The 23732-nt window shown below is 45.0% G+C and carries 25 protein-coding genes and 1 pseudogene; 14 read left to right on the top strand and 12 right to left on the bottom strand.

Annotation, left to right across the window (positions count from 1 at the left end):
* Positions 1-2: 2 nt before the first annotated feature.
* From AC6R00_RS12335 to AC6R00_RS12325, 3 genes and pseudogenes are all read left to right on the top strand, one after another.
* On the top strand, positions 3-1049 hold the full coding sequence (locus tag AC6R00_RS12335) for a glycosyltransferase family protein (RefSeq protein ID WP_500640591.1): 1047 nt from the start codon (positions 3-5) through the stop codon (positions 1047-1049).
* A gap of 54 nt (positions 1050-1103) precedes the next feature.
* Positions 1104-2042 (top strand): WavE lipopolysaccharide synthesis family protein, encoded by a 939-nt coding sequence (locus AC6R00_RS12330; protein ID WP_500640590.1) that lies wholly within the window; start codon positions 1104-1106, stop codon positions 2040-2042.
* Between the two features lie 361 nt (positions 2043-2403).
* Positions 2404-2607: pseudogene (locus tag AC6R00_RS12325) on the top strand (CatB-related O-acetyltransferase); the annotation flags it as partial.
* 178 nt (positions 2608-2785) lie between these two features.
* Here the strand turns inward: AC6R00_RS12325 and AC6R00_RS12320 are convergent.
* Both AC6R00_RS12320 and AC6R00_RS12315 read right to left on the bottom strand, forming a co-directional pair.
* Positions 2786-3514 carry a glycosyltransferase family 25 protein gene (locus tag AC6R00_RS12320; RefSeq protein ID WP_500640589.1) on the bottom strand — a complete coding sequence of 243 codons (729 nt, stop codon included), beginning with the start codon at positions 3512-3514 and terminating at the stop codon, positions 2786-2788.
* Between the two features lie 8 nt (positions 3515-3522).
* The gene (locus AC6R00_RS12315; RefSeq protein ID WP_500640588.1) at positions 3523-4212 is read right to left on the bottom strand and encodes a 3-deoxy-D-manno-octulosonic acid kinase; all 690 of its coding nucleotides are present in this window, start codon (positions 4210-4212) and stop codon (positions 3523-3525) included.
* Between the two features lie 93 nt (positions 4213-4305).
* On the opposite strand from AC6R00_RS12315, the gene AC6R00_RS12310 reads away from it, so the two are divergent.
* Positions 4306-5382 carry a glycosyltransferase family 9 protein gene (locus AC6R00_RS12310; RefSeq protein ID WP_500640587.1) on the top strand — a complete coding sequence of 359 codons (1077 nt, stop codon included), beginning with the start codon at positions 4306-4308 and terminating at the stop codon, positions 5380-5382.
* The gene (locus tag AC6R00_RS12305) at positions 5382-6167 is read left to right on the top strand and encodes a glycosyltransferase family 2 protein (protein ID WP_500640586.1); all 786 of its coding nucleotides are present in this window, start codon (positions 5382-5384) and stop codon (positions 6165-6167) included. The genes AC6R00_RS12310 and AC6R00_RS12305 overlap by 1 nt, the downstream gene beginning before the upstream one ends.
* A 38-nt stretch (positions 6168-6205) precedes the next feature.
* Here AC6R00_RS12305 and AC6R00_RS12300 read toward each other — a convergent pair whose 3' ends face one another.
* A complete protein-coding gene (locus AC6R00_RS12300; protein WP_500640585.1) occupies positions 6206-7240 on the bottom strand; it encodes a glycosyltransferase family 9 protein in 1035 nt (344 codons plus the stop codon).
* Positions 7241-7346: 106 nt separating this feature from the next.
* Between AC6R00_RS12300 and coaD the strand changes: the two genes are divergently transcribed.
* Positions 7347-7841 carry a pantetheine-phosphate adenylyltransferase gene (gene coaD, locus AC6R00_RS12295; RefSeq protein ID WP_500640675.1) on the top strand — a complete coding sequence of 165 codons (495 nt, stop codon included), beginning with the start codon at positions 7347-7349 and terminating at the stop codon, positions 7839-7841.
* Positions 7842-7871: 30 nt separating this feature from the next.
* Here coaD and AC6R00_RS12290 read toward each other — a convergent pair whose 3' ends face one another.
* From AC6R00_RS12290 to radC, 6 genes are all read right to left on the bottom strand, one after another.
* Complete coding sequence (locus AC6R00_RS12290) at positions 7872-8876, bottom strand: NAD-dependent epimerase (protein ID WP_500640584.1); 1005 nt, start codon at positions 8874-8876, stop codon at positions 7872-7874.
* Between the two features lie 90 nt (positions 8877-8966).
* Positions 8967-9773, bottom strand: coding sequence for a bifunctional DNA-formamidopyrimidine glycosylase/DNA-(apurinic or apyrimidinic site) lyase (gene mutM / locus AC6R00_RS12285; protein ID WP_500640583.1), 807 nt, complete (start codon positions 9771-9773; stop codon positions 8967-8969).
* 36 nt (positions 9774-9809) lie between these two features.
* A complete protein-coding gene (locus AC6R00_RS12280) occupies positions 9810-10292 on the bottom strand; it encodes a hypothetical protein (RefSeq protein WP_500640674.1) in 483 nt (160 codons plus the stop codon).
* A 340-nt stretch (positions 10293-10632) separates the two neighbouring features.
* Positions 10633-10803: a 50S ribosomal protein L33 gene (gene rpmG / locus AC6R00_RS12275; RefSeq protein WP_004410866.1), complete on the bottom strand. Its 171-nt coding sequence runs from the start codon at positions 10801-10803 to the stop codon at positions 10633-10635.
* A gap of 13 nt (positions 10804-10816) precedes the next feature.
* Positions 10817-11053 (bottom strand): 50S ribosomal protein L28, encoded by a 237-nt coding sequence (rpmB, locus tag AC6R00_RS12270; RefSeq protein WP_004743834.1) that lies wholly within the window; start codon positions 11051-11053, stop codon positions 10817-10819.
* Positions 11054-11329: 276 nt separating this feature from the next.
* The gene (gene radC, locus AC6R00_RS12265) at positions 11330-11998 is read right to left on the bottom strand and encodes a RadC family protein (RefSeq protein ID WP_367937285.1); all 669 of its coding nucleotides are present in this window, start codon (positions 11996-11998) and stop codon (positions 11330-11332) included.
* Between the two features lie 239 nt (positions 11999-12237).
* Here radC and coaBC point away from each other — a divergent pair, with 239 nt between their 5' ends.
* The 4 genes from coaBC to lpxM all read left to right on the top strand — a co-directional run bounded on the left by coaBC (position 12238) and on the right by lpxM (position 16120).
* Positions 12238-13443: a bifunctional phosphopantothenoylcysteine decarboxylase/phosphopantothenate--cysteine ligase CoaBC gene (gene coaBC / locus AC6R00_RS12260; RefSeq protein ID WP_367937284.1), complete on the top strand. Its 1206-nt coding sequence runs from the start codon at positions 12238-12240 to the stop codon at positions 13441-13443.
* Positions 13444-13565: 122 nt separating this feature from the next.
* Entirely contained in the window at positions 13566-14156 is a 591-nt protein-coding gene (gene slmA / locus AC6R00_RS12255; RefSeq protein WP_004743839.1) for a nucleoid occlusion factor SlmA, read from the top strand.
* A gap of 5 nt (positions 14157-14161) precedes the next feature.
* Positions 14162-15112: a Kdo(2)-lipid IV(A) acyltransferase gene (locus AC6R00_RS12250; RefSeq protein WP_367937283.1), complete on the top strand. Its 951-nt coding sequence runs from the start codon at positions 14162-14164 to the stop codon at positions 15110-15112.
* 15 nt (positions 15113-15127) lie between these two features.
* Positions 15128-16120 (top strand): lauroyl-Kdo(2)-lipid IV(A) myristoyltransferase, encoded by a 993-nt coding sequence (lpxM, locus tag AC6R00_RS12245; RefSeq protein ID WP_367937282.1) that lies wholly within the window; start codon positions 15128-15130, stop codon positions 16118-16120.
* Between the two features lie 270 nt (positions 16121-16390).
* Here the strand turns inward: lpxM and pyrE are convergent, their stop codons facing one another.
* Both pyrE and rph read right to left on the bottom strand, forming a co-directional pair.
* Positions 16391-17032, bottom strand: a complete 642-nt coding sequence (gene pyrE, locus AC6R00_RS12240; RefSeq protein ID WP_367937281.1) for an orotate phosphoribosyltransferase — start codon at positions 17030-17032, stop codon at positions 16391-16393.
* A gap of 115 nt (positions 17033-17147) precedes the next feature.
* A complete protein-coding gene (rph, locus tag AC6R00_RS12235; protein ID WP_004410877.1) occupies positions 17148-17864 on the bottom strand; it encodes a ribonuclease PH in 717 nt (238 codons plus the stop codon).
* A 169-nt stretch (positions 17865-18033) separates the two neighbouring features.
* Here rph and AC6R00_RS12230 point away from each other — a divergent pair, with 169 nt between their 5' ends.
* From AC6R00_RS12230 to AC6R00_RS12215, 4 genes are all read left to right on the top strand, one after another.
* Positions 18034-18900 (top strand): YicC/YloC family endoribonuclease, encoded by an 867-nt coding sequence (locus AC6R00_RS12230; protein WP_494505621.1) that lies wholly within the window; start codon positions 18034-18036, stop codon positions 18898-18900.
* A 111-nt stretch (positions 18901-19011) separates the two neighbouring features.
* Positions 19012-20946: an LTA synthase family protein gene (locus AC6R00_RS12225; protein WP_500640582.1), complete on the top strand. Its 1935-nt coding sequence runs from the start codon at positions 19012-19014 to the stop codon at positions 20944-20946.
* 131 nt (positions 20947-21077) lie between these two features.
* Positions 21078-22493, top strand: a complete 1416-nt coding sequence (locus AC6R00_RS12220; protein ID WP_500640581.1) for a winged helix-turn-helix domain-containing protein — start codon at positions 21078-21080, stop codon at positions 22491-22493.
* 202 nt (positions 22494-22695) lie between these two features.
* Entirely contained in the window at positions 22696-23172 is a 477-nt protein-coding gene (locus AC6R00_RS12215; protein ID WP_367937278.1) for a hypothetical protein, read from the top strand.
* 45 nt (positions 23173-23217) lie between these two features.
* On the opposite strand, the gene AC6R00_RS12210 is transcribed toward AC6R00_RS12215, so the two are convergent.
* Complete coding sequence (locus AC6R00_RS12210; protein WP_171323874.1) at positions 23218-23643, bottom strand: phosphate-starvation-inducible protein PsiE; 426 nt, start codon at positions 23641-23643, stop codon at positions 23218-23220.
* Positions 23644-23732: the final 89 nt, after the last annotated feature.

The raw sequence follows: 23732 nt of genomic DNA, 5'->3' as shown, positions 1-23732 counted from the left end.
TTATGTTTACATTAATTTTACCCGTCGCGGGGCGCTCTTCTCGATTTCCAAACATGAGACCTAAGTGGCTTCTGACTATGCCAGATGGAAAACTAATGCTTGAGAAATCGATTGAAGCTATTGACCTAGAGAAGTTTGATCGCGTAGTTATCGTCTGTTTGCAAGAACATTTGGAAAAATACACGTCTCAAGAAGTTGTCTCGGAAAGCTTTATTCGCGCAACAGGTGTAACTCCAGATTTTGTTGTTTTACAAGAGCCAACCTCATCGCAATCAGAGACTATCTATCAGGCGATCAAACAAGGCCAAATAGAAGAATCTTTCTTTATCAAAGACTGCGACAATAAGTTTTCATGTTCTCCAGAACCAATCAATGCCGTCACGACCATTGACCTCAACGATATTGAGCTTGTAGATGCCAAAAACAAGAGTTATGTAGAAGTTGACTCTTTAGGGGTTATCTCGAACATTGTAGAAAAAGAAGTTATCAGTAACTTTTTTTGTTGTGGTGGCTATAGTTTCCGCTCCGCCCAAGAGTTCTGCTCCACTTTTGAAAACATTTCATCTGACAAAGAAGTGTACATTTCACACGTAATATACAAGATGCTAATGTCAAATGAAGAGTTCGTCCGTCGTTCAGCATCTGAGTACGTTGATTGGGGCACGCTGCGCGAATACCGCCACTTCTGCAAAAAACATATGACTGTCTTCTGCGACGTAGACGGTGTCCTGCTTAAGAATGGTAGTAAGTTTGCGAAGAATGGCTGGAAAACTCCTGGACTAGAAGCAAACCTAACTAAGATTGCTGAGCTACAGAAAGATGGTGGTCTATTCTTGGTATTAACGTCATCAAGACCTGAAAGTGAAATTGAGTACACAACTCAAGAGCTAGCAAAATTTGGAGTACGTGTTGATCGATGCCTATTTGGTTTACCACATACTCGTCGTTACCTAATCAACGACCACTCAGCAACGAATCCATATCCATCTGCAGTTGCTATTAATCTAGAACGAGATAGCGACACATTAAGCCACCTCTTTGATGATTAATTAGCTTATGCCCAGTCGACTACTATGCCTGGGCTCATTCGATAACAGACACCCATGACTATTGCAAACCAAGATATTACATTCGTTGTTCAAGGCCCTATCCAAGCGACCTCGGGGCGCGATCAAATTAAGGGGATAACCGAACAATGTTTGGATTCCATTAGGTATCACTTTCCAGAGTCTAAAATCGTTTTATCGACATGGAAAGGGCAGCCTCATCAAGGCTTAGATTATGACCTAGTGCTTGAGCTTGACGACCCAGGGCCTAACTTCATTTATCATTGTGACGAACGAATTCAACTCAACAATAATCGTCAACTACATAGCTCACACATGGGGTTAGCTAAAGTTGAAACTAAGTTCGCCGTAAAAATGAGGACAGATAATCTACTAACTGGTAGAGGCTTTGTTGAGCTGTACGAGAAATATTCAGGAACATCGAGAGACAGCAAACATGCCTTGCTAAACTCACGTGTAGTTACTAGTAGTACGTTCTTTATTTCATCTCATGCGGGAAGAGAGGTCCATTTCCATAAAAGCGATCTGTTTGATTTTGGTGAAACTGCGGATTTGCTAAAAATTTGGAACGGGAACTTTGTACCTGAATTACGCTTTAATAAAGTGTCTGGATACAAATCTCGCTACCCTGCAACAGAGCAGTTTTTATGCTTGAGTTGGATTTCTCGCTTGTTAGGCAATGACTACATGCTCATTACTAAAGCAGATGATCACGCTGGTCTTGGGAAAGAATATTGGAAGACATTTATTGCCAATAACCTGATTGTCGATTTACCCGAGAACATTGGCCTAGATGTTACTGAGCGCTTTTATAATCGGGGTAACTTAGCACTGGAAATTGATCTTGCGGACTGGAAAGAGTTTTCTGGAATCGAAAACAGATCTTGGGATAATAAGCGCCTCAAACGAACTTTAAAAAAGTATGAGTCTCAGGTGCTGCGCTTTTTTTTAGATAAGAGTAATAGGCATGCATAATCGGAAGTTTTTCCTGTCACTACAGCAACGAAAACAACTCAAGATCCTCAACATTACTTTATCTTCCCGTCATTACTTGGGGAAAGTTTCTGCTTGCGAACGCCCTACAGTCATTGAAGAATCATGTACTTACCCAAAATCTAAATACATTTGGAGTATGGGAAGCTTCTCCTATTCCCACTCAGTCCTTCCAAACTATGCAACAGTAGGGAGATACACCTCAATCGCAAAAGGTTTGGAAATAATGGGCTTTCAACACCCTATCGAGAGGATTACGACAAGTCCAATCACATATTGTAATCTTTTTGGGGTAAATAAAGGGAAAATCCAAACCTATTCTTCGCCAGAGGAAGACAAACTCATCATAGGCAATGATGTTTGGATTGGACAAAACGTAACACTTAAGCCAGGTATAACAATCTCTGACGGCGCCGTGATTGCAGCCAACGCTGTTGTTACTAAAGATGTCCCACCCTATGCTATTGTAGGGGGAGTCCCTGCCAAGATAATTCGTTACCGCTTTGATAAAGAGCTCGTAGAAAAGCTTCTAGAGACTAAATGGTGGGAATACTCTTACTTGGATTTTGAAGGTATCTCTTTCAAGGAGCATGCTGCCGTCTTTCTAAGTTCACTAATTACTCAAATAGAAGCAGGAGAGCTCACTCAGTTCAAAGCCAGAAAAATTACTCTCTAGACTACTTTTAGTTATGAAGCATCGTGGCGCTTCATAACTAAGTAAGAGATCACTTTCTTAATTGCTTCAACATTCTTCGGTTCCAAAGAGACATTAGCAAAAAACGATAGAATCTATGTAGCTCTCTCGTCACCTTGAAGATAAGAGGGACTTTCTGTAACTTAGACAACCCTTGGATAGTACTTTCCATATCATTTGGCGCATAAATCGCGTAAGGGATAACACCCACACTTGGCACCCCATGCAAATAGGTTTCAGAAATAAAGTTGTCTACTGCACATATCCAACGCTCACTAGCTTGTAAGAACTTTCTAGCCGCAGCTGGTGTCAACATATAACCCGTAGCACCTTTTGAGTTATCCAACCATAGTACTTTCTGTACGATTTCATCAAACCCTAAGTTTAGGCTTTCTGTATACTGTGGCTCTAGGCGCACATAATCGAATCTTTTCGCCATTTCATCTAAATGGGAAATGACATCATCAAAGTATTTAGTTGCCTTGAAATCATCTTCTAAGATAACGATCGGCTCATCAAGTGCAACACACTGTTGCCAAAGTGAATAATGACTTGCGTATACGCCCCTTTCACCTGGAGTTAAGGGTCTACTTCTAAAGAGCTTTCTATGGTTATCATCGATTCTCTGCTCTAAGCTTTCAGGTAGCCCTTCACGGCCATTTATGGCGTCAAAAAACTGAAATGAGACACCATTAAGCTCTTGTTTAACTCGCTCTCTTCTTTCAACGGAGCCAATCAAACTGATAACAAAGATCTTCATATGCTTACCTAAACACCTAAATTTTTCCAATCACTCTGAGACCACTTAATCTGTCTCTTCCCCACTTCTTTCTCAAAAGAGCGCTTTAGTCTTGCTAAATTGCTCTGCTTCCACTTTTCGCCAGATTGTTGGTAGCACTTATCAAAGTCGATAATCCAAACTTTTTCGTCTTCATCAAGCAAGATATTGTGGATATTGAGGTCAGTGTGGTTCACTTGCGCGTTATGCATCTTACGGATTTCTTGGCCAATTTTCTGATATATCTCTGCAGAAAGTGGCTTTTCTACCAGAATCGATACCAAATCTCTGGCATTGGGTATCTTTTCACTCAACAAATCCGCGGTATAACTCAAACTGCTTTTGATCGCACGAGCAGCAATTGGCTTAGGGACACTGACACCCGCTTGGATTAGCGTCTTCAAAAGCTGAAACTCTTGGTAACTGCGCGTTTGCTCCCAGCCTGAAAAGCGGTAACTGTCTTTAACCAGTTTGCCAAATAGACCACCACGACGATAGTGCCGCAGCGCTGCAGGCATTGACTCTGTTTGTACAAACCAAGTAGTACCACGCCCTTGAGCGCTACCAATAACTTTGTCGTTTTGCTGCCAATAACTTGGTTCGAAAACTTGTTTAGGGTCTTCTTTAAGTAGCTCTTCGTCATACCATATGGTCTGATTATCAAACTGCAAAGTCTTCATGCGTGGTGATCTCTCAATTTATTTGCGCCGCCATTTTACATTTATTGAGCCTCTCTGCATAATCTTGGCTAATACACGCTAATTGAATTCACTATGCCACTTTTTTCCTCCGCTCCTAAATCTCTCTGCGTACTGCGCTTGTCTGCGATTGGTGACGTCTGCAATACCGTTGCGGCTGTACAAGCGATACAGCGCCAGTGGCCTGAGACTGAAATAGTCTGGATAACAGGCAAGCTAGAAGCAAAGTTAATTGAAGATATAGATAACATCACCGTAGTGGTGTTTGATAAAAAAGATGGCTGGTCAGGCTACAAATCGCTGTGGCGCGAGCTAAAAGATTTTCAGTTCGACGCTCTCCTGCATATGCAATACGCGTTTAGAGCCAGCATTGCGACCTTAGGTATCAAGGCGAAGTACAAACTTGGCTTTGATTCCACGCGCAGCCAAGACTTTCAAAGCTTATTTACCAATGTCAAAGTCCCCTCTCCGCAAACCATGCATGTTCTCGATGGGCTACTTGCCTTTGGTGAAACGCTCGGTGTACAGGATATGTCACCGAAATGGCGGATTGACTACTCTGCGGATGATTTAACCTGGGCAACCGCTCAGCTTGACGCGACCAAGCCGAACCTTGTGATTGTTCCGGCAGCCAGTAAAGCCTATAAAAACTGGACAGCAGAAGGTTATGCCAAACTGATTCAGCATGCACATCAAGCAGGCTGGAGTATTATTTTAGCTGGGAGCCCTGCTCAGGTAGAGCTAGATCTTGCCGCGAAAATCGAGAATTTAATTGATGTTGTAGTGAGCAATTTAGTTGGCAAAAGTTCTCTCAAAGAGATGTTAGCGCTATTGGATAAAGCCAATCTTGTTGTTGCACCAGACACAGGCCCAGCCCATATGGCGAACGCGGTCAACACACCAGTCATTGGCCTTTACGCTCATCATAATCCCGAGCGAACAGGGCCCTATCAGTATCGCCACTATGTAGTGTCGGCCTATGAAGAAGCGATTCAAGCGGAAACAGGCAAAACATCAAAAGAGCTGAGTTGGCGCGCACGAGTGAAAGACAAAAACGCGATGCAACGCATTAAGGCTCAGCAAGTTATCACCATGTTTGATAAAGTGGTCTCTGATTTAAACCTACCATCATCCACTCCAGAGGTATCCTAGTGAGTAAACCAACCATTGCCGTTGCCTTAATCGTTAAAAACGAAGCGCAGCATCTTAAAGCTTGCTTGGAAACCGTCCATGACTGGGTTGATGAAATTGTCGTCCTCGACTCTGGAAGTACAGACAACACCGAACAAGTGGCACGAACCTTTACCGACAAGTTTTTCGTCAATCAAGAGTGGCCAGGGTTTGGGCCCCAACGTCGTATCGCGCAGTCTTATGTTGAGTCAGATTATATTCTGTGGCTCGATGCTGATGAGCGTGTCACGCCTGAACTGAAAGAGAGCATTTTAGCGACGGTTGCTAATAATGAGCCTTCAACCATCTATCAAACCGCGCGCTTAAGTTGGGTGTTTGGTCGTTATATTCGTCATTGTGGCTGGTACCCAGACCGCGTTCTGCGCTTATATCCAACGAAACTGACTCAGTACAATGACGCCTTGGTGCACGAGAAAGTCGAAGTAACTGGGGAGATGAAGGTTGAAAACCTTACTGGTGACCTGATTCACTTTACTTACAATGATATGAACCATTACTTAGTTAAATCAGCAAGCTATGCGAAAGCGTGGGCAGAGCAGCGAGAGAAAAAGGGTAAAAAGAGCAGTATCTCACAAGGTATCCTTCATGCATTAGGCTGCTTTTTGAAAATGTATGTCGTTAAGGCCGGCTTTTTAGATGGTAAACAGGGCTTCCTGCTGTCACTACTCTCTGCGCATTCTACCTTTGTCAAATATGCGGATTTATGGATTCGAACAGAAACCGACAAGATGCCTGAAAAATTTTGAACGCTTGAATTGTAAGGCGACCGATAAGGTCGCCTTTTCTATGCTAATTTAGCATTAGCCCAAGGCTGTAACTCTTCCAACACCTTTTCGACATCAATACGCGCCATATCTTCCTGGCTTGCTTTATCTTCAGCTTGTGGTGGGCAAAAAGCGATATGATTCCCTTCTGAGTTAATCGGTCGCCAACGTAGTGGCGTGGCAGAACGTTTACTTGGGAAGAAACCAACGGTTGGCACATCGATCGCCGCCGCAATATGTAACGGCCCAGTTGAGCCTGCGATAAACATATCGGCACAAGCAATCGAGCAAGAAAAATCAACCAAACCATCGTTGTTATCATAAAGCGCCGCATTTCTGCCGCGGCTAACCATCAATTGCTGCAACTCAGCGGCTTTTTGTTCTTCACCTGGCCCAGCGGTTAACACCACTTCAAATTCTCCCGCTAAACCGCTGACAAGCTGTGTGTACTGCTCTAAAGAAAGATTATTGGCAGAGCCACCACTACCGGCATGAACATAAACCCAAGGCTTGTTTACATCCAATTCGAGTTGTTGTACCAACTTGCCTTTTTGCTGCTCTAACTGCTGTGAACTAAACGATAAGTAAGGCGCTGAAGGTTCAACGATAGGCTTGCCAATATCACTTAAAAAGGCGCGAATAAGATCTAGGTTGTATTCAAACTCTGGCTTAGCCGATTGAGAACGTTTTTGCTTAATGCGCTTGTTATAGAAAATCTGCGCGAGCTTAGTCGCGGGAGCTAAGCGATAAGGAACCTTGCCCTTCCAAATTAACTTGGCGTTATAAGAGGTAGAAAACAAGTTAATCGAAGCATCAAACTGTTCGTGACGAATCTGCTCAATCAGCTCTTTCTGCGCATGTTTTGAAGATTTCTTTGTCGGGTCGACCAGCACATGGTCAATCCATGGGCATAGCTCTGCAAGCGCAACCGTATAATTAGGCACCAGAGCTGTAACATGACAATCTGGTAGCGAGGCTTTAAGCATGGCAAAGCTCGGCCAAGCCAACATAAAGTCGCCGATTTTGTCGTTTCTCACTACCAGTATTTTTTTCATCACTCAATCCATATCTATCTTTTGTTCCAATGATAACGGCTTCAGTGGGTAATTGTGAGCCTTTTTGTTAACATTGAAGGAGATGGAAAAATTAGAGACGTGCAAAGTGAGCCAAAAACGCCTATCCCGAGTCATCTATCCGGGAACTTTTGATCCTATTACTAACGGACACCTAGACTTGATTGAACGTGCCGCAGATATGTTTGATGAAGTCATCATCGCCGTTGCAGCTAGCCCAAGTAAAAACACTATGTTTACCTTGGATGAGCGTGTTCAGTTCGCTCAACAAGTCACAAAGCACCTAGACAACGTCAGCTCTAAGGGTTTTTCAGGCCTTATGGTCGACTTTGCCAAACAAGAGCAGGCTAATGTCTTGATTCGGGGTCTGCGTACGACAGTCGACTTCGAGTACGAATTTGGCCTAACGAACATGTATCGCCGCCTTATGCCAGGACTAGAGAGCGTATTCTTAACCCCAGCCGAAGAGCATGCTTTTATCTCTTCAACCATAGTACGCGAAGTAGCTATTCACGGTGGTGATGTGACCAACTTCGTACCGAAAGTGGTGGCGGAAGCGCTAAAAACCAAGGCCCATATATAAAAAGGCGAGGGATTTCCTCGCCTGTATGCTTTATATCTTGTAGTAGCTTCGGTACCAATCAACAAAAGCTTGTACACCTTCTTTCACTTTTACTTTAGGTGTGTAACCAGTAGCTTCAAATAGGTCTTCGGTTTCAGCGTATGTTGCGTACACATCTCCTGGTTGCATTGGCATAAAATTCTTCTTAGCTTCAATACCTAAGGAAGCCTCTAGAGACTCAATGAAATCCATCAGCTTAACTGGGCTTCCATGGCCAATGTTAAACACCTTGTATGGGGCAGAACTTGTTGCTAGTGAGCCTGATTCAACTGACCATTCATTTGATTTGGCTGGAATAACATCTTGTATGCGGACAATGCCTTCAACAATATCGTCGATATAAGTGAAATCACGACGCATATCACCGTTGTTATATACGTCAATTGTTTCTCCATTGACAATCGCCTTAGTAAACTTAAATAAAGCCATATCTGGGCGCCCCCATGGTCCATAAACAGTAAAGAACCTGAGCCCCGTTGTTGGAATACCGTAGAGATGGGAGTATGTGTGAGCCATCAACTCATTGGATTTTTTAGTTGCAGCATAGAGTGAAATGGGGTGGTCTACCGAATCCGAGGTACTAAAAGGCATTTTTTGATTAAGACCATATACTGAACTAGATGAGGCATAAACAAGATGCTCAACCTTATTATGTCGACACCCCTCTAAAATAGTAAGGTGACCAACTAAGTTGCTGTCAGCGTATGACATCGGGTTATCTATTGAATAACGAACGCCAGCTTGAGCGGCTAAGTGAATAACACGGTCAAATTTTTCTTCGTTAAACAGATTTGCAATTCCATTACGATCTGCAAGGTCCATTTCTAGAAACTTAAAATTTTCATGCTGAATACGTTTTAGGCGGTCATGCTTGAGCGATACTTGGTAATAGTCATTCAGGTTGTCGATACCTACGACACAATGGTCTGCTTCACATAGCCTTTCCACTACTGCAGAGCCAATAAAACCTGCAGCTCCTGTCACTAAATACTTCATGTTACAATCTCAATTCCACATAATTACTCAAATTGTAACGACTAGAAGGCCCAACTACTAGTCATTAAATATTAACCATTGTTCAATATTTTATAACTGACACTGATTGCAAAAAAACGTATTGCGCTGACCGATCTTCTGCTCTTCGATAAGTTCACCACAGGTTGGGCATTGCTCACCTGCTTTGCCATAAACCTGCAGTTCTTGTGCAAAGTAGCCTGGTTTTCCATCGGCTTGAGCGAAGTCTTTTAGCGTCGTTCCACCTTGTTTGATTGCAGTATCCAGTACTCGCTTAATCTCTTTGACTAATAATTTCCACTCTTTCACAGTAAGCTTTCCGGTAGGTCGCGTGGGATGGATACCGGAACTAAACAGAGACTCATTGGCGTAGATGTTTCCGACGCCAACTACTACCTTGTTATCCATAATAAATTGCTTCACCGCAACGCGCTTATTCGCGGCCTTTTCAGCAATATAATCGGCATTGAATTCAGAGGTTAGCGGCTCAGGCCCCATACTACCTAGTGCGGCATGAGTCCCATCTTCTGTCCATAGCCAAGCGCCAAAACGCCTTGGATCGTTGTAGCGCAGTACCTTACCGTTAGCTAACTTAAGATCAACATGATCATGTTTAGCCGGTGAGATCTCGGCATCTAGCACTCTTAGTGAACCAGACATCCCAAGATGGACAATCGCGCTACCAGCATCTGTTTCGATCAACAAATACTTGGCTCGACGAGAAATCCCTCTAATGACCTGCCCTTCCATTTTTTTCAGCTCTACTGGTATGTCCCAACGCAGCTTGGGGGTACGAAATGTCAGTTTAGCCACCGTTTGACCAATTAGGTGAGGCGAGATCCCCATTCGGCTTACTTCAACTTCAGGTAATTCAGGCATCAATTATTCCTATCGCATACGACACAAAGTGTAGATTTACTGAGGCATAAGATAGCGAGGTTCAACCGAAATGGCTATCCACTTGTCTTGCCAGTTTTTCAGCAACCAAAATTGTGGGGTTTGGTAATAAGTGATCCTTTGTGGCTCTTCCTGATCTAAATACCAGGCTTCAATTGAGCTGGGGCTACTAAGCTGAGGCTTTAAGCTATCGAAGTTATCTTGAGTCACTTCCGTGCCCACCAAATCAATCCAACGCTGGGCAAGTTCTTGTTCCGGAATAGCGGTATTGACGGTACTACGCCAACGTCCTTGGTTTTTCTCCAGTGACCAATCAGAAAAATGTAATGCTTGTAACTCTGCCTGAGGGTTTAACAAATACGGATAAGGACTTTCAACCACCGTCGGCTCAAGTAGATAGGTTTTGATCAAAGTAGGAAGGTTAAGCAAAGCGATAAACGCAATAATGCCTAACATAAGAATATTGTTCCAACGTCTACGACGTGAAGGGGAAACTCGCATAGTGTCTGACTTATCTGCCTTTAACTGACTCAAAAGTAGCAGAAAAGAGGTAGATAGGCGAGGAGTGCGGGATGCGGGATGCGGGATGCGGGATGCGGGATGCGGGATGCGGGATTATTTTATCCAATTAGAAAACAAGTGCCGCTAGCAATTTTCGATAAGCCAACAACACATTTCTCTCGCAGGGCGAAGCCCGATCTCGAAGCGCAGCGTTCTGCAGGACGAAGTCCGTTCCCGGAGGGCGTAGCCCGTTCCTTCTCTCCAAAATAAAAAACCCAACCATATTGCTATGATTGGGTTTCAATTCACGCTTCCCGAAGGAAGTTCAAAGAAGAATCAATTACTTGATTTTAGCTTCTTTGTACATAACGTGCTGGCGAACTACTGGATCAAACTTTTTGATCTCAAATTTGCCTGGCATGTTACGCTTGTTCTTATCAGTCGTGTAGAAGTGACCAGTACCTGCAGAAGATACTAGACGGATTTTCTCACGTACGCCTTTCTTTGCCATTGTCTATTTCCTCTTAAACGTTTACGCCGTTTGCACGGATATCAACAAGAACAGCATCAATGCCTTTCTTATCGATGATACGCATACCTTTAGCAGATAGACGTAGTTTAACAAAACGTTTTTCGCTCTCTACCCAGAAACGATGAGTTTGTAGGTTCGGCAGAAAACGACGCTTAGTAGCATTGCGTGCGTGTGAACGGTTGTTACCCGTTACTGGACGCTTACCAGTTACTTGGCATACTCGTGACATGAATGTCTTCTCCAAAATCGTTTCAGCTCGATATCAACCTTGGTGGCCGAACCTCTCAGTTTCTAAATTAGAAGTTTGAGGTCTTATACCGCTATGGAAACCCATACAAGGCTATCAAAGGTCGCGCATTATACTAACTTGAGTAGCATTGCTCAAGACCCGAACAGATCCTTTTTACAGGTTTTCGTGATCTTTTTTAGGCAGAGCTGATTTATGTGCTAAAAAATGTCGGGGGATTGTAGCAGAAATCAGCGAACTCACAACTAAAAATGTGATTTAAATCCAACCGCGCTCCGCAAAGGAAACAATCTCTCCATCGCCAACCACAAAGTGGTCTAGCACGCGGATGTCCACTAGCGCTAACGCATCACTGACTCGTCGGGTTATTCGTCGATCGCTCTGACTAGGCTCTGCAACGCCTGACGGGTGATTATGTGCCAAAATTAGAGCGGCTGAATTGTGCTCTAAAGCGCGCTTAACGACTTCTCTTGGGTACACAGAGGCAGCATCTATCGTGCCTTGAAACAGAGGCTCTCCACATATTACCCGATGTTGATTGTCTAAAAAGAGCACAAAGAATTCTTCTCTCTGCTTATCTCTGAGTAGTCCAGATAGATAGAGTTTAGTTTGTTCTGGGCTCGTCAAGGCATCACCACGCTTTAGCGTCTCAGCTAAGTAGCGTTGGGTCATTTCTAGTACCGCTTGCAGTTGAACATACTTAGCGACACCGAGCCCTTTATGACGACAAAAATGGTCTAAATCCGCAGAAAAAAGCGCTCTGAGTGAGCCAAATTCCTTAATCAAATGGTCTGATAGAGCCAGAACATTCATTCCTTGGGTGCCCGTTCTTAAAAATATCGCCAGAAGCTCGGCATCCGTTAGCGATTGCGGGCCATGTGATAGAAGCTTTTCTCTAGGCATGGATTCTTTTGGTAAAGCGTTCATCTATATCCCATCAGTAATGAACTCAGCAAAAGTTAGAGTAAATAAAGAAGGCATCATAGATAAAACCGAGCAAGAAATAGTGCGATTAACTAAGCGCAGAGCTTGAAACACTGTAGCGATAAAGGTGTGGCAAACTTTGCACCAAATCAACTTTCAAATTTAATAACTCAGATAGCGACCCTAGGCACGTAAATATCAGCCGTGGTATCTTACGGGCAGAAATTTTAAGGAAGATCATCATGCAAACACTCGCAGGTAAAAAGATCCTATTAGGTATTAGTGGTGGTATCGCTGCTTACAAATGTGCTGAACTGACTCGCCGCCTTATTGAACACGGCGCGCAGGTTCAAGTGGTTATGACCAAAGCAGCTAAAGAATTTATTACCCCACTGACCATGCAGGCAGTCTCTGGCAGACCTGTCTCTGATAGCCTACTCGATCCTGCTGCAGAAGCCTCTATGGGACATATCGAGCTTGCCAAGTGGGCTGATCTTGTCCTACTTGCACCGGCAACCGCGGATTTAATTGCCCGCATGAGCGCAGGTATGGGTAACGATTTGCTCACGACATTAGTGCTTGCCACCGACTCACCCATTGCCGTCTCGCCAGCGATGAATCAGCAGATGTATCGCAATATCGCCACCCAAGAGAATATCTCTACCCTAGCGCGTCGTGGTATGCATATTTGGGGCCCTGCGGCAGGCGAACAAGCGTGTGGGGATGTGGGCCCTGGGCGCATGTTAGAACCAATGCAGCTCGTCGAGCGTTGTGAACAGTTTTTTGCTGATAAGCCACTGAAAGGGAAATCCGTGGTGATCACGGCAGGCCCAACCCGTGAAGCGATCGATCCAGTGCGCTACATCTCTAACCACAGTTCTGGAAAAATGGGCTTTGCATTGGCGCAAGCTGCAGTGGCACAGGGAGCAAAAGTAACGCTCGTTTCTGGCCCAGTATCCCTAACGACACCAGCAGGTGTAGAGCGTATTGATGTCGACAGTGCGCAAAGCATGTATAACGCTGCGATAGAGCAAGCAAAAACTCATGACATCTTTATCGGCTGCGCCGCAGTTGCTGACTATCGCCCTGAATCTATCGCCGAGCAAAAAATCAAAAAGACCGATGATAGTGATCAAATGACCATCACTATGGTGAAGAACCCCGACATTATCGCATCTGTCGCTGCTCTCAGTGAATCTCGACCATTTACCGTTGGGTTTGCTGCCGAAACTCAAGACGTAGAACACTACGCACGTACAAAGCTCAGCAAGAAGAATCTTGATATGATTTGTGCTAACGATGTCTCTGTCGAAGGGCAAGGCTTCAATAGCAACGACAACGCAATCACCGTATACTGGAAAGATGGTAAGCAATCACTTACCCTTGCGTCGAAGCAACAAATTGCCTCGCAAATCATCACGACAATCGCGGAAAAACTAGAAGCGTAAAGCTCATATTTATTCTCAAGAAGAACAAACCTTCGCGATAAATGGAATCGTCATAAGTTGTTGGCTTTGAGCTGTTTTGCTCAAAGCTTTATTCAGAATGGTAACAATAAGGAAAAAGGTTCATGGCCGGAACAAGAAAAACCAACCGCCGAGATGAAATTTTGCAAGCATTGGCTGAAATGCTGGAGTCCAACGAAGGCGCTTCACGCATTACAACCGCAAAACTCGCTAAGCAAGTTGGCGTTTCAGAAGCCGCGCTGTACAGACACTTTCCAAGTAAGGCGCGCATGTTCGAAGGCTTAATCGAGTTTATCGAAGAGTCTTTAATGTCGCGTATCAACCGCATTCTGGATGAAGAGAAAGACACTCTGACTCGAATTCGACTCGTACTGCAATTGATTCTGGCCTTTGCTGAGCGCAATCCAGGTCTAAGCCGTATCTTGTCTGGTCACGCGCTAATGTTTGAAAATGAACGCTTGCGCGACCGTATCAATCAACTATTTGAGCGTATTGAAACCTCTATCCGTCAGATCCTACGCGAGCGTATGCTGCGTGAAGGAAAAGCATTTCCTGTTGATGAGAAAGTATTAGCCGCCCAACTGCTTGGTCAGGTAGAAGGAAGCTTAAACCGATTCGTTCGCTCTGATTTTAAATACCAACCGACTGCAAACTTTGAAGAATACTGGGCACTGTTAAGCGCACAAATTAAGTAATCACTATGAGTAAAGATAAATACAATCAACCGCCTCCATTTACCCTTTCCTTACTACACCCGAGAAACTGGGGAGTTTGGCTCGGCTTTGGACTGCTCGCATTGATTGTTAATGTTCTCCCTTACCCGCTATTACTGCGTTTAGGGCAAAGCATCGGTCGTTTAGGGATGCGCTTTGGCAAATCCCGTGTACATGTCGCGAGAAGAAACTTCGAACTCGCTTTTCCAGACATGTCACAGAGTGAGATAGATAAAAGCGTTGCAGAAAACTTCAAAAATACCGGTATGGCCTTAATTGAAACCGGGATTACCTGGTTTTGGCCGACATGGCGCTTTAAACGTATTTTACAGACCAAAGACGTTGAAGAGCTCAAGCGCTTAGGTAAAGAAGGCAAAGGTGTCTTACTTTGTTGTGTTCATGCCCTCAACCTTGAGATCACTGCGCGTGCTTTTGGAGTATTGGGTTTGCAAGGCTATGGCGCTTACCGCCCGCATAGCAACCCTGCCTATGAATTCATTCAGTACCGTGGTCGCACACGCAATGGCAACAAACTTATCTACCGTACCGACCTTAAGCAGATGATTCGCGTATTGCGTCAGGGACATCGCCTATTCTATCTGCCAGATCAAGATTACGGACATAATAAATCAGTGTTTGTGCCATTCTTTGCGGTTGAAGAAGCCTGCACCACGACAGGGACGAGCATTCTCGCTTACACCAGTAAGTGTGCCATTATCCCGGGCTCTGGCTTTAGAAACAGCCAAGGTAAGTACGAAATTATCGCTGATAAGAATATTGAGCCTGACTACCCGAAAAAAGATGAAACCGCCGCTGCGGCATATATGAATAAATTTGTCGAAGAGATTATTATGCGTGCTCCAGAACAGTGGATGTGGCTACACAAACGCTTCAAGTCACTGCCAGATGAAACGCTAACCAACTCTCGTTATCAATAGAATAGGCCCTGCTGAATGAGCACCAATGAAAAAAACAGCATAGATAAACACCTGCACAACCCAACTTTTGAGTGGTCTTTCCTCCACCCTAAACATTGGGGCACTTGGTTAGGTATCTTGTTTGCTGGGTTATTTGCTTTTATTCCATATCGCTGGCGTGATGCGCTTGCACGCAAGTTATCCGTCTTTGCCGTGCGCAAAAATGGCCGTGTAGTCCGACGAGCTCGCGTTAACCTAAGATACTGTTTCCCTGAAAAGTCTGAGCAAGAGCGCCAAGAGATCCTTGAAGAAACTTTCGTCAAGGCTGCGCAGTACCTATTGGGTTACTCTGAATTTTTAGTGCGCTCAACCAAACACAACCAAAGCCGTGGCGTGATGATTGGAGAGGAAAACATCTTACCGCTGCTGGATGCTGGCGAGAACGTAATCATCCTAGCGCCTCATGCGTGGGCGGTTGACTACCCTGCGGTTATGCTTGCCGCTAAAGGTTATAAAGTCACCACCATTATGAAACCTCAGCGCAATCCAATTGGTGACTGGCTGATGCAGGTTCAACGCATGCAATATGGTGGTCGTATCTTTGCCCGTGAAGCGGGGGTAAAACCTTTTGTTCGCTCAATTAAGGACGGTTATCTAGGTTACTGGTTACCAGACGAAGACTTTGGCCCTGCCAACTCAGTGTTTGTTCCTTTCTTTGGTACAGAGAAAGCCACGCTCAAAGGTTTCGGTAAAATGGCTCGCCTATCAAAAGCAAAAGTCGTCCCTGTTCTGCCTGCCTACAACGATAAATCCGGTAAGTATGAAGTACACATCTTACCTGCACTTGAAAACTTCCCAACAGGCGATGAAGAGACCGATGCTCGCGCGATGAACCAAGCGATTGAAGACTTAGTTCGCCCGCATCCAGAGCAATACATGTGGAACCTTTCGCTGCTGAAAACCCAACGCGATGGTCGTGAGATTTACGATAACTCACATCATGGTGATCGGGATGATATAGAGCGCTAGCGAGCTGGAGAGCTGGAGAGCTGGAGAGCTGGAGAGCTTCAAAAATGAAGGGTTGACGTGAAAGCGTCAACCCTTCATTTCAATAGGTAAATCCCGTCATCCTCAAGAACGAGGAACGAGTGAGTTGGGGATCTCTTGAAGCAAATCGAACTCTTAATGAGATTCCCTACTCGCTCCTTCGTCACTCTATGGAATGACAGTTAACTTCTCGAAGGGCGAAGCCCGTTCCCGATTCTCGGAGCAAAGCGCTCTAAAGGACGAAGTCCGGTCTTAGATGCCATACTCAGCACGGTAAGCCTTCACCGCTTCTAGATGCTCTGCGTCAGTACCTTTCTCTTCTAAGAAAGTCACTAGGTCAGTCAGGCTAACAATTGAGATGATTGCACAACCAAAGTCGCGCTCAACTTCTTGAATCGCCGACAACTCGCCTTTACCTTTCTCTTGGCGGTCGATAGCAACCAAAACACCCGCTAGATCCGCGCCGTTGGCTTTAATGATTTCCATTGACTCACGAATAGCCGTGCCCGCGGTAATTACATCATCCACCAGCATGATACGACCTTCTAGCGCGCTACCGACTAGGTTGCCGCCTTCACCGTGGTCTTTCGCTTCTTTACGGTTAAAGCAGTAAGGCGTATCAATGTCATGATGATCCGCTAGCGCTACTGCTGTCGTCGTTGCAATTGGGATACCCTTGTAAGCTGGGCCAAATAGCACGTCAAATTCAATGCCAGAATCCGCTAGCGCTGCTGCGTAGAAGCGACCTAAACGAGCCAAATCACGGCCCGTATTGAAAAGACCAGCGTTAAAGAAGTACGGGCTCTTACGGCCAGACTTTAAAGTAAACTCGCCAAATTTTAGGACTTCTTTCTCTAGTGCAAACTCAATAAATTCACGCTGGTATGCTTTCATTACTTTCTCTCTAAATAAAAGGTCTAGTTGTCTAGACGGTTTATAAACAGTTCAAAACTTAGCCTTGGCCAAATTTTGATAAAAAAATAGCTTCCTAAAGAGGAAGCTATCTAAATCAATTTTCTAACGCCGCTTTCTGCGCCGCTACAATTTCGGTAATACCTTTGGTCGCCGACTCCAGTAGCTTCATCAGCTCAGCGTGAGTGAAGGGTTCGCCCTCTGCCGTTCCTTGAACTTCGATCATGCGACCATCTTCGGTCATCACAACGTTCATATCGGTATCAGCTGCTGAATCTTCTGTGTACTCAAGGTCACACAGAATATCTTCACCTAGAATGCCCACAGAAACAGCTGCTACGTGGCCTTTCATCGGGTTAGCTTTTAGCTTGCCTTTCTCAACTAGGTGTTGGAATGCATCCGCCATTGCTACGCTTGCACCCGAAATAGATGCTGTACGTGTACCGCCGTCTGCCTGAATCACGTCACAGTCAACGGTCACCATGATTTCGCCCATTGCTTCTAGATCAACCACAGCACGCAAACTACGAGCAATCAGACGCTGGATTTCCATCGTACGACCACCTTGTTTGCCGCTCGCTGCTTCACGACGCATACGCGAGTGAGTCGAACGCGGTAGCATGCCGTACTCAGCCGTCACCCAGCCTTTACCCTGACCTTTTAGCCAGCGTGGTACGTTTTCTTCAACGGTCGCATTACACAGCACTTTCGTGTTGCCGAATTCAACAAGCACAGAGCCTTCTGCATACGCAGTGTAGTTACGAGTAATTTTGATTGGGCGAACTTGATCCGCCTTGCGATCGTTTGGACGCATGGGCATCTACCTTATATGAAGGGGGAGACGAATTTGGTTGGAGCAGGATTATAGCGAAGTTTAGCAAACAAAGCTATTTGGATTGCGATGTCAAACTATCCTCCTTTGGCCAACCTTTGTGCTACTATTGCCTCGCGTTATTTTCAAAGATGATATACAGGAAAATTCGATGATCTACAGTATGACAGCCTACGCTCGCAAAGAAGTCAAAGGTGATTGGGGCACGGCCGTATGGGAAATCCGTAGCGTAAACCAACGCTACCTTGAAACCTACTTCCGCTTACCAGAGCAGTTCCGTGGCCTAGAGCCCGTGCTACGCGAGCGTTTTCGTAAACGTCTTGCGCGCGGCAAAGTGGAATGTGCACTGCGTTTTGAAGCTAACCCAGCGGCGAAAGGCGAGCTAAGCATCAATGAAGGTCTTGCCCAGCAAGTGATCAACGCTGCCAATCAAGTGATGCAGATGACTGGCGAAGAAAGCCGTCTAAACCCATTCCAAGTCATGAACTGGCCGGGTGTTATGGAAACCTCTGAGCAAGATATGGATGCAGTAAACAAAGACCTTCTAGGTGCATTTGACGAAGCAGTGAGCGAATTTATTGAAGCGCGTGGCCGTGAAGGCGAAAACATGAAAGCGCTTATCGTCCAGCGCTTAGATGCGATCACTGGCGAAGTGGTTAAAGTACGTGCACGTATGCCTGAAATTTTAGAGTGGCAACGTGAGCGTCTGTTCTCGAAGTTTGAAGAAGCGAAAATAGAGCTTGATTCATCACGCGTTGAGCAAGAGCTGATCCTTCTAGCGCAAAAATCTGACGTCGCAGAAGAGCTAGACCGCCTAGACTCGCACGTAAAAGAAGCAACTAACATCCTGAAGAAAGGTGGCGCTTGTGGCCGCCGTCTAGACTTCATGATGCAAGAGTTCAACCGTGAGTCAAACACGCTTGCCTCTAAGTCTATCAGCACAGATATTACTGCGTCGGGTGTTGAGCTGAAAGTTCTAATTGAACAGATGCGCGAGCAGATCCAAAACATTGAATAAACGTGATTGAATAAAATCGCGTAAATTGCTCCTAGTCGAGCTTTTTCGCTAGGAGCTCTTTAGCTCAACGAGGTTTGCAAAGCCGAAACAACCACCACGATAAATAGAACTATGCTCAGTACCATACTACGAATTCTTCTGCCCTTGATTGGCATTGCTTTCACATCTAAGGTCATTTTCCTTAGTATTGCTTCAAGCTCAAACATCCCACTTCTTTCCTCTGACGGAATTTATAGCCTTTTATATGGTTTGAGATTTGATGCGACAGCTGGGGCTGCACTTGCGGCTCCAATTATCATCGCAGCACTTATCCTGCACTACACCAAAATCAATGGTAGCCGACTTGTCAAAACGCTAGTTATCGCCGGTTCTATTTGGCTGATCGGTACCACGATGTCCGATACCATCTACTCCCTAGATGCAAACAAGCATGTCACCTTTGAACTGTTTACCTCCAAAGGCTTGGAGTTAGAGCTCATTCGAACCGCGTTTTCTTTGCACTGGCATCTGATCTTAATCGGCATCGTTTTAATGCTGCTAACAAGTATTGCGATTTGGAAATCTAACCTTGTTCGCTGCATCCAAACTCGCTCTACAAAGTTGAATTTCTCTCTAAGCATTATCGTATGGCTACTGTTTACGGTAACGGCTATCCGCGGCGGCTGGATGGATCATCCTCAGTCTCCAATGAGTGCTTACAATATCGGCGATAATGAGCGCGCCTTTATTGCTTGGAGCGCCCCTTACAGCGTGACTTACCATCTCGCTAAAGGCGCAAAGAAATCAGCCAGCAATGTCACTCAACCAGCTAGTAGTGAGTTACACCAAGAGTTAGCTCAAACCACCGCGTCTCCAGCCGAGCTCGACAATCTCAAAGATGCCAATATTGTCTTTGTTCTGCTTGAAAGCTGGGTCTCTATTGATATGAAGAGCTACGGTTCTGATATTGACTCTAGCCCTTTCTTCGACGCTCTACGCGAAAAGTCCCTCACCTCACACGCCATGTACGCGGACGGTTACCGCACCGTACAAGGCATGTTTGCTAGCATGTGCTCATTCCCCAACCCAAATGGCGGAATCGTGGCAAGCACTCAACTGCAAAACAATCAATACTACTGCTTGCCTCATATGCTGAAAGATCGTGGCTGGGACACTCGATTCATTCAAGGTAGCGGTAAAGGCATTGTCGGCGCATTTGCCAAAACACTCGGATTTACTGAGTCATACGGCAAAATGGACTATGACTTCGATGATGAGACAAATGAATGGGGATACATGGATGGTGGTATCTACCGTTACTCGCTCGATCGTTTAGATGAAATGCAAGCGGAGAATCCAGACAAGCCATTCTTTATGATGATCAATACAGGTACCACACACAGCGCTTACCTACCTGAGTCATTTGGTTATCCGTTTGGTGATGACAACATGTCGCAGATCCGTGCAAGTGTACAAAACCATGCCGATATCGCTTTGCATGAGTTCCTTGCTCAACTTGAGGGGCGTTTCGATAAACCAACACTGGTTGTCCTTATGTCTGACCATACGGCTAAGGTATCTGAACCGGACCTAGCGAAAAACTCAATTCCGTTTCTTATCTATGCAACGGATGGTTCAATCCCTACTAAACAGATCGATACTGCGGTTTCACAGCGTGATATTGGGGTCACTATCTTAGACTGGATGGGCGGCTATGCTCCTTGGTTTACCGGGCAATCGCTGCTGCAAGAGCAAAAGTATTATCGCAGTAGTTTCTCCGATGGTAGCTTGTTCTATTGGGTTGATAACCGCCATGCTGTCACCATTAACTCACCGGATGGTCAACTTAAGCAGTGCTTTACCATTGAGGACAATACCATCAGCCTGACTCAGACTGATTGTAATGCCGAGTGGGTGCAGCCTCTTTACCAGCAAGGTAGAGATTTTAACAACCTCACCCAACAGCTACTGTTTGATGGAAAAACTCTGGACTACCGCCATCTCGCGTCTATTTTCCCTCAATCATCTACAGAGCTTGAAGACGACAGCCAACTTGTCAGTGACTAATCAGTCATAGCCTCTAAAACAAAATGCCCCGCTTCACACTCGCGGGGCTTTTTAATGCTCATCGCTCCACTTGCTTCAGTACTCTAAACCCAATAATCTAATCAGGTTATTTGTAACCTAGACTCTTCTCTATGGCCTTGTCTCCTTGCTATATCTTGCAACTGAATGTTCCTATCAAGTTCTATCCTGAACGAAATCACTTGGTGATTGATGAGCAAGAGGTTCATATAGAGCCTCTGCAGGCTCGACTACTTAGCTACTTAATTGACTGCAAAGGTCAAGTGGTCAGCACTCAGCAAATCGCCGAATCAGTTTGGCAGCGTAGCCACGTATCGGACAACCTAGTTAGACAGGTCATTAGCCAGTTGAGAAATCACTTACAAGATAACTCTCGGCCATACCAAGTGATTCAAACCATTCCAAAGCAGGGCTATCTGTTTGATATCAAGGTTACTCAAGAGGATGAGCCAACACCAGATGCGTCGGTTGAAGGTCTAGAGGCATCTAATGCCAACATAAAGGTGCCTGCCAAGAATAAACGGGGAATCTACCTCGCTCTCGCAAGTATCTGTTTAGCTGTACTGGCAACTCTACTGCTCGTCACCAACAAGCAAATACAACTCAATACCAACCCTGCAGAGATACAAACACAGACCATTCCCGTTTATATCCACGAACTGACACTGGATTCGAGCCAAGATTACCCCATGGCTGAGAGCGTGTTTAACTACCTGTTTTATGGATTAAATTCAGCACGCAGCATTACCGGCTATCATTTCTCTCAGTTAGCTCAGCAAGATCAAGAAAACTCGGTGCGACAAGGGGTTGAAATTAAAGGTTGGATAAAACATGTAGAGCAAGACTACCTTCTCACCCTAATCGTTCAAAACCACCAGCACCCTGAACTCAATCATAAAATCGAGCAGACATTTGATGAAGGCTCATTCTTTGATGCCATTGGTGATGTGGTACTAGAGGTTAAGGCTGTCGTTGCTCCAAATACAGCTCACTATCAAGCAGCAAACCATCGAGTCACCTCAATCGATAACTTTGAGGACTGGAAAGCGATCTCTGCTGGGATTTCCCTCTTTTATCAAGGTAAAGGTGGGGAAGCTTTCAAGCCTATCACTCAGCAACTTCAACAGATTCAGCAACAAGGCCGTGACAACTACTTAGTCAATGCTCTGTTATCCTATGCGGCTTCTCTCGATTATCTAGAAGGTCAAAACCAGAAGAGTCAATCACAGTCACTCGTCTTGGCCAAACAAGCATTTGAGATGAACCCGCGCTGCGACATCGCTAATCTGACACTGGGTTTGGCGCTACTGATCAACAACCAGCACGATCAGTCGTACCCTTACCTCTTTTACGCTGCTGAAAGCACCCCGAGCCCGATCAGCTACTATCTGCTTAGTGTTACCGAGCAAAGTGCAAACAACCCGAAAAGCTCGCAATACAACTACCAGCGTTTTGAAAGCCTACAGAAAGAGAACAAAGGGCAACTGTTTGATCTTATTGAATCTTCACAAAAAGCAAACCTCTTCTAGACCTCAGATTTTGTCAAACTCTAAGCCTTACTCCACACTTGAACTGGTAAGGCTTTAAGCCCCTTAAGTCCTAAATCTCTGTACTCAGAAAAGTAGGGATTTTGTGTGCTTTAAAATCAAGTTGCCTTGCATCAAGCATGAACAAAACCGCTCTTAGCATACTAGCGAGCAATTCAGTTTCATCCGTTTAGGGTACAAGTTCATGTTGAAAAAACTCGCTTATCAAATCATTCCAGTCCAAATATTTCTGTTTGTATTTTGGTTCAAGAACGGCTTCATCGACAAAGTGATGGGGGTCTTACTGGGCGTAATAACACCAGAAACCGCCTATGCAGGTGATACATGGTCTGGCTGGAAAGGTTATATCATCGGAACATGGGACAAAAGCCAAGTCGGCCACGTGTTTCTTAGCCCAACGTTCGACTTTATGTTTCCTATTTTGATTGTGTTGCAGTGCTTGCCATTTGTTCTAGTTATTCGCTCTGTGCTCAACGGCGAGTTTATGGCTAACAAACAAAGACCTTGGCTGCGTTATTCTGCAATCGCATCACTGTTTGTCGCTGGTTGTATGGCGTTGACTCAAACTCTTTCAGGAGCGAGTGACGGCCAGTACCTATGGCAGTTTATGGGCTTTAGCATGGTGGCACTTATGTATATCCGCCACGAAGAGCAACACTAAAACACAATGCCCCGCTTCACTCGTGGGGCATTTTAGTCTAAATAGCTACTCATCTTTCTCTAAGGTGTTTCTATCCACGTAAGGCCAGTAATGGTGCCCAACTCGAATCACCATAGTAGCAACGGCCAGAATCAATGCCGCGACAGACAACCACACCACCAAGGTCGCATCCATCTCTTTCATTCCTAGAGTGATGTAACGAGCAATAGCCATCATGGCGATATAGATCGGGTATCTCACTGGAATCTTACCATTCATCACAAACTGCTTAACCATGGCAAGCACTTCGAGATAGATAAACATCAGCAGAATATCAGTAAGAAGGACACGCTTTTCAGTAAACACATGCAAAAACTCTTCAACCATGGCGTACAAAGTAGCGAGCGTAATCGCTACCAAGAGCACAGCTTCTAGAGCATAAAAGATCTTAAGAAACGGTTTACTAAACGACTGAGGTAAGTGAGAAGGCATGTGTTGTTTCCAAAACAATCCAATTGATTGAAAAAGAGTTTATCACGAGGAAGGTGAAAAAGAGTTGGCAAACATTCATCCTTTAGTCG

This window comes from Vibrio sp. R10-SF1-ISO8, from assembly GCF_059833805.1.
The sequence above is the reverse complement of the archived record's forward strand: the minus strand, read 5'-3'. Positions and strand labels throughout refer to the sequence as shown.